This is a genomic window from Parafannyhessea sp. (assembly GCF_051876455.1).
GTDB lineage: Bacteria > Actinomycetota > Coriobacteriia > Coriobacteriales > Atopobiaceae > Parafannyhessea.
The window spans coordinates 1-6,231 of record NZ_JBJEHW010000016.1; the positions used below are offsets into that span (position 1 = coordinate 1).

Consider the following 6,231-nt stretch of genomic DNA (forward strand, 5'->3'; position numbering starts at 1 on the left):
GGTTGAAGCCGAAGCTAGAACTCGAGGTTCTTCTCGTCCTTCTTGCTGAAGAGGTGGATGACGTCGCCGTCGAACGTGAAGGAGACCTTCTCGCCGAGCTGGAAGCCACCGCGCTTCTCCTCCTTGAGGTCCTGGGTCTGGACGATCACGATGACGTCCTTGCCGAGGGTGTTGAGGTGCAGGTGGATGGAGGAGCCCATCATCTCGGAGACATCGACCGTGCCCGTGACGAGCTGCGGCGCGTTGTCCGTGAGCGTGACGTGCTCGGGACGGATGCCGAGGGTGACGTCCTGCGGCTCGACGTTGTGGGCCGCGAGGCGCTTCTGCTTGGCATCGTTGGGAACGAACGTGGCGTCGCCCACGATGGCCTTGTAGACGCCGTTGTCCTTGACGAGCTTGGCGTCGAAGAAGTTCATCTGCGGGACGCCGATGAAGCCTGCGACGAAGAGGTTCGCGGGGTGGTCGAAGACCTCCTGCGGGGTGCCGACCTGCTGCACGACGCCGTCCCTCATGATGACGATGCGATCGCCGAGGGTCATGGCCTCGGTCTGATCGTGCGTGACGTAGATGAACGTGGTGTCGATGCGCTGGCGGAGCTTGATGATCTCTGCACGCATCTGGTTACGGAGCTTGGCGTCGAGGTTGGAGAGCGGCTCGTCCATGAGGAGGACCTTGGGCTCACGCACGATGGCGCGGCCGATGGCGACGCGCTGACGCTGGCCGCCGGAGAGCGCCTTGGGCTTGCGGTCGAGGTACTGCGTGATGCCGAGGATCTCGGCGGCCTCGTTGACCTTCTTGTCGATCTGGTCCTGGGGCATCTTGCGAAGCTTGAGGGGGAAGGCCATGTTCTCGCGCACGGTCATGTGCGGGTACAGGGCGTAGCTCTGGAAGACCATGGCGATGTCGCGGTCCTTGGGGGCCACGTCGTTCACGAGCTTGCCGTCGATGCGCAGCTCGCCGGAGGTGATCTCCTCCAGGCCTGCGATCATGCGGAGCGTCGTGGACTTGCCGCAGCCAGAGGGGCCGACGAGCACCACGAACTCGCGGTCGGCGATCTCGAGGTTGAAGTCCTCGACCGCGAGGACGCCGCCCTCGACCTGCTTGAGGTTGCTCTTCTTCTTTCCCTCTTCCTTCTTCTTGCCGAAGTGGTGCTTCTTCTCACCCTCGATGTTGGGATAGATCTTCTCGATGTGCTTCAGGCTTACCGTTGCCATTAGCGTCTCACGTCCCTTCCATAGATATGGGTCATTGCGGCGATGCGCTTAGTGAGCCCGGGCGTGATCTGCCCCGGCAAAAGCCTCCACTGCCAGTTCCCACCAAGGGTTCCGGGAAGGTTCGTCCTCGCCTCGGGACCCAACTCCAGATAGTCTTGCATTTGCGCCACGAAGAGCTCCGCGACGCTGGACATGCCACCCCTGATGACGCCCCACGAGAAGCCCTCCGCCTCGTTGAGGCCCAGGTACCTGGTGGCAAGCTCCACGTCCGCCTTGTCGGCCTCCTGACGCCAGCCCTCGATGGTCTGGTTGTCATGCGTGCCGGTGTAGCAGACGCAGTGCGGCGAATACGCGTGCGGCAGGTAGTCGCTCACGTCGCGGGAGTCGAAGCCGAGCTCGAGCACCTTCATGCCCGGGAAGCCCGAATCCGCCAGGAGCTGCCTGACCTCGGGCGTGGTGTAGCCCAGGTCCTCCGCGATGAAGCTCACGTTCTTGAAGCGGCGCTTGAGCGTCCCAACGAGCTTCATGCCGGGGCCCTTGACCCAACGACCGTTGCGCGCGGTCTTGTCGCCGTAGGGCACGGCCCAGTAGCTCTCGATCCCGCGGAAGTGGTCGATTCGGATGCTGTCGTAGAGGTTGGCCGCACCCGCGATGCGACGCACCCACCACGCGAAGCCGTCCTTCTCCATGGCCTCGTAGTCGTAGAGCGGGTTGCCCCAGAGCTGCCCGTCCTCGCTGAAGTAGTCGGGCGGGACGCCTGCCACCTCGATGGGCACGTTCTTCTCGTCCAGCTGGAACATGTCGGGGTTGGCCCACACGTCCGCCGAATCGAGCGCCACGTAGATGGGGAGGTCTCCCAGGATCTGCACGCCCTTGCTGTGCGCGTAGCGCCTGAGCTGCTCCCACTGCGTGTAGAAGAGGAACTGCTCGTACTCGTAGAAGTCGATGTCGTCCGCGAGCTCCCTGGTGTAGCGGGCGATGGCCTCGGGCTTGCGGAGCCTGATGTCAACGTCCGGCCACTCGATCCAGGAGACCATGCCAAAGTTGCGCTTGACTGCCATGAACAGCGCGTAGTCCGCGAGCCAGGACTCGTTCTCCTGCTTGAACTCGGAGAAGAGCCGCTTCTGGCGGTCGCGCCCGCGCTTGTAGGCAAGCCTCAGCAGGGGCTCGCGGTTCTGGTAGAGAAGGGCGTAGTCCACCTTGGCGGGGTCACTGCCCCAGTCGGGGGCCTCCACCTCCTCGGAGGTGAGGAGGCCGTCCTCGACCAGGTAGTCCAGGTCGATGAAGTAGGGGTTTCCCGCGTAGGTCGACGGGCTCTGGTAAGGGGAGTCACCGTAGCTCGTCGGCCCGACGGGAAGGATCTGCCACCAGGACTGGCCCGCCTCGGACAGGAAGTCCACGAACTCCCGGGACTCCCTGCCGAGCGTGCCGATCCCATGCGGCGTGGGGAGCGCGTAGATGGGAAGGATGATGCCGCACGTACGATCCATGATGCTTAGCCCTTAACGGCGCCTGCCGCGACGCCCTTGATGATGTACTTCTGCAGCGCGAGGTAGAAGACGATGACGGGGATGATGCTCAGGAGGATGAGCGCCATGGTTGCGCCGAGGTCGACCGTGCCGTAGCTGCCCTTGAGGTACTGGATGTGGATGGGGATGGTGCGGTACTTGTTGATGTCAAGCACCAGGTACGGAAGCAGGTAGTCGTTCCAGACCCACATGACTTCCAGGATGCCGACCGAGATCAGCGTGGGCTTCAGCATGGGGAGCACGACGCGGAAGAAGGTGCGAATCGGGCCGCAGCCGTCGATGGAGGCAGCCTCCTCGATCTCGATGGGGATGGACTTGACGAAGCCGACGAACATGAAGATCGCGAGGCCGGCGCCAAAGCCCAGGTAGACGATTGGGATGGTGAACGGCGTGTTGAGCTGGAGCGTGTCAGCCGTCTTGGAGAGCGTGAACATGACCATCTGGAAGGGGACGACCATGGAGAAGATGCAGAGGTAGTACAGAATCTTGCAGAACTTCGAGTTCACGCGCGCGATGTACCAGGCGGCCATCGAGCAGAAGAACAGGATGAGGAAGGTCGAGAGCACCGTGATGATCACGGAGTTGGCGACGGCTGCCATGAACGGGTAGTTGCCGAACGTCATGCCCTTGATGAAGTTCGACCAGCCGGCCGCGCTCTGGGCGTTGGGCAGTGCGAAGGTCTCGGTCTTGACGAAGGTGTTCTTCTTGAACGAGTTGATGACAACCGAGACGATGGGCAGCACCCAGATGATGCAGATGATGGTGAGAATAACAGAGGCAATGGTCTTGTTGCGCTTCTCGGACGTAAGAGTCTCCTGCTTGGAAGCCATTACTGCTGCACCTCCCTCTTACGGGTGTACGAAAGCTGCGCGAGGCCGAGCACCGCGACCAGGATGAAGAAGATGACGGCCTTTGCCTGCGCGGTGCCACGTGCGACGGAGGCGGTTCCGTAGAACGTGTTGTAGATGTTCAGCGCGAGCATCTCGGTCTGGTGGATCGTGTCGCCGCTCGCAAGCTGCTTGAACGGCTGGCCGCCGGTGAGCGCGAGGTTCTGGTCGAAGAGCTTGAAGCCGTTGGTCAGCGTAAGGAACATGCAGATCGTGATGGAAGGCATCACGTTCGGAATGGTCACCTTAAAGAGTGTCTGCGACTTGGAGGCGCCGTCGATCTTCGCGGCCTCGAGCATGTCCTCGGGCACTGCCTGGAGACCCGCGATGTAGATGATCATCATGTAGCCGATCTGCTGCCAGCAGACGAGGATGACGAGGCCCCAGAAGCCGAGCGTCGAGTTCATGACGATCGAGGTGCCGTACCTGGAGAGGATGCCATCGAAGATCATGGACCAGATGTAGCCCAGGACGATGCCGCCGATCAGGTTCGGCGCGAAGAACACCGTACGGAAGATGTTGCTGCCCTTGATGTTCTGCGTCAGGACGTACGCGACGGCGAACGCAAGGATGTTAATCAAAATGACGGTCACGATGGCGAACGCCGCCGTGAACCAGAAGGAATACCTGAAGCTCGGGTCCGCAAATGCCGCCGCATAGTTCCCAAGCCCGATGAACTTGGCGTCAGACGTGAGGCGGAACTGGCAGAAGGACAGATAGATGCCCTGGATGAACGGCCAGACGAAGCCGATCACGAAGGCTGCGGTCACCGGGCCCAGGAAGAGGAGTCCCCAGTGCCTGATGGACCTGATCCTGGAGTTCGATGCCGTAATCTTTTTTGCTTTTGCACTACTCATATAACGCTCCCCAATAGAAGAGGGGCCGGGCGGACGAATGTCGCCCGGTCCCTCGCAGGCCTACAAGAGCCGTTGGCTATGCGTTGGCCTTCTTGTACTGGGTGGCCCAGCCGTCCACGAAGGCGGTCTTGAACTTGTCCCAGTTAGCGTCGGTCTGGCTGCCGTTGTAGGTGTTCAGCGCAGAGACGAGGCCAGCACGATAGGTGTCGACGTTGGGCTCGTAGTTGGTAGCCCAGTCCATGTTGTAGCAACCGCTGTCAGAGAGCTCCTGAGCATGCTTCAGCCAGCCGTTCGTGGACTCGGCAGCCTTCTTGAAGGGCATGATGCCGAGCTGCTCGACGAGCTCCTTCGAGGCCTCCTCGTCGGTGACGAGCCACATCAGGAAGTCCATGGACGCCTGCTGATCCTTCTTGGAGGCGTTCTTGTTGATGGCCCAGCAGTTCTCGGTGCCGCAGTTGAGACCGGCCTTGTCCTCGCCGGAGACGCCGCAGTAGTACGGGAGCATCGTGGTGTTCTTGACGCTCTTGGTGATGTCGGAGTAGTCCCAGGAGCCGGTCAGATAGAACGTGGCCTTGCCGTCCTTGAACTGCTGCGCGGGATCGTGGCCGCCCGTGGCGAGCTGGTCAGGAGCGGTAACGGAGTTGTTGATGATGAGGTCGTAGAGGTTCTTGAAGTTCGGGAGGTACGTGCCCTCGATGGTGGAAGGCGTCTTCTTCCAGATGTCCTTGCTGGTGCCGTCGCCCTTGTGCTCCTCATAGAAGTACTCGAGGTTGGCAAGGTGGCCGGTAACACGCCAAGAGTTGGAGTCATCCATGTCGGTCGCGGCAAAGGCGTCGAAGCCGTTGGCGCTGGCGTTCTTGTGGATGTCCTCGACGACGGTCTTCAGGCTCGCGAAGTCCTTGATCTCGTCGACGGAGTGGCCGGCCTTCTTGATGTTGTCGGTGTTGGCGACGATGCCGTAGCACTCGAAGCAGTAGCCGACGGAGACGAGCTTGCCATCATCGTCGTACTGGTTGTAGTCGTCGGTCGTCTGGGCCTTGGCGATCTTGGTGCCCTTGAGGTCGAGGGCGTAGTCGTCCCACTCCTTGACGCCGGCCTGGTTGCCGATGACGAAGATGGTCGGGGCCTCGGACTTGTCCATCTCGGAGGTCAGGGTCTTCTCGTAGTCGCCAGAGGCAGCGGTGACGATCTTGACCTTGACGTTCTTCTGCTTGGCGTACTTCTTGCCGAGCTTCTGGATGGTCTTGTCAATCTCGGGCTTGAAGTTCAGCCAGTAGACGGTGCCGTTCTCGCTGCCGGAGTCGCTGTCGCTCGAGCCAGAGCAACCGGCGAGGCCGAGGCCTGCCGCCACGGCGGCTGCGCCACTCAGGAACGCCTTACGGGTAATTGGCTTCTCAAACATTTGGAACCCTCCTACGTCTCCCTCACGCATCCCCTTAAGATGCGAGAATTACCTTCTTGGCCGGACCCATCGACCCTCCGGGTCGTTGGGTGGTCTTGAGTCTTACGTGCTGGTTCTTGGTCTTGCCTTCCACGACGTCCACCAGTATCCGCGCAGCTTCCCGGCCCATGGATTCCTGAGGCTGGCAGAGCGTGGCGAGCGTTGGAATCGTATAGAGAGACATCTCGATGCCGTCGATTCCGATGACCGAGTAGTCATCCGGAACCTTGGCGCCGGTGTCGAAAATCGCCTTCATGGCCGCGATGGCCATGGTGTCGGCGATGGAGAAGATCGCGCTGAACT

The 6,231-nt window shown here is 61.3% G+C and carries 6 protein-coding genes; all 6 read right to left on the reverse strand.

Annotated features, from left to right (window positions below; translation table 11 throughout):
• Positions 1 to 14: 14 nt before the first annotated feature.
• The gene (locus tag ACI38Z_RS00665; protein ID WP_439788266.1) at positions 15 to 1,214 is read right to left on the reverse strand and encodes an ABC transporter ATP-binding protein; all 1,200 of its coding nucleotides are present in this window, start codon (positions 1,212 to 1,214) and stop codon (positions 15 to 17) included.
• The gene (malQ, locus tag ACI38Z_RS00670) at positions 1,214 to 2,704 is read right to left on the reverse strand and encodes a 4-alpha-glucanotransferase (RefSeq protein ID WP_439788267.1); all 1,491 of its coding nucleotides are present in this window, start codon (positions 2,702 to 2,704) and stop codon (positions 1,214 to 1,216) included. Before malQ ends, ACI38Z_RS00665 begins: the two co-directional genes overlap by 1 nt.
• A gap of 5 nt (positions 2,705 to 2,709) precedes the next feature.
• Positions 2,710 to 3,573 carry a carbohydrate ABC transporter permease gene (locus ACI38Z_RS00675; RefSeq protein WP_439788268.1) on the reverse strand — a complete coding sequence of 288 codons (864 nt, stop codon included), beginning with the start codon at positions 3,571 to 3,573 and terminating at the stop codon, positions 2,710 to 2,712.
• Positions 3,573 to 4,487, reverse strand: coding sequence for a carbohydrate ABC transporter permease (locus tag ACI38Z_RS00680; RefSeq protein ID WP_439788269.1), 915 nt, complete (start codon positions 4,485 to 4,487; stop codon positions 3,573 to 3,575). Before ACI38Z_RS00680 ends, ACI38Z_RS00675 begins: the two co-directional genes overlap by 1 nt.
• A 76-nt stretch (positions 4,488 to 4,563) precedes the next feature.
• Positions 4,564 to 5,889: an ABC transporter substrate-binding protein gene (locus ACI38Z_RS00685; RefSeq protein ID WP_439788270.1), complete on the reverse strand. Its 1,326-nt coding sequence runs from the start codon at positions 5,887 to 5,889 to the stop codon at positions 4,564 to 4,566.
• Between the two features lie 34 nt (positions 5,890 to 5,923).
• A partial coding sequence (locus ACI38Z_RS00690; RefSeq protein ID WP_439788271.1) for a substrate-binding domain-containing protein occupies positions 5,924 to 6,231 on the reverse strand: 308 nt, incomplete at its 5' end.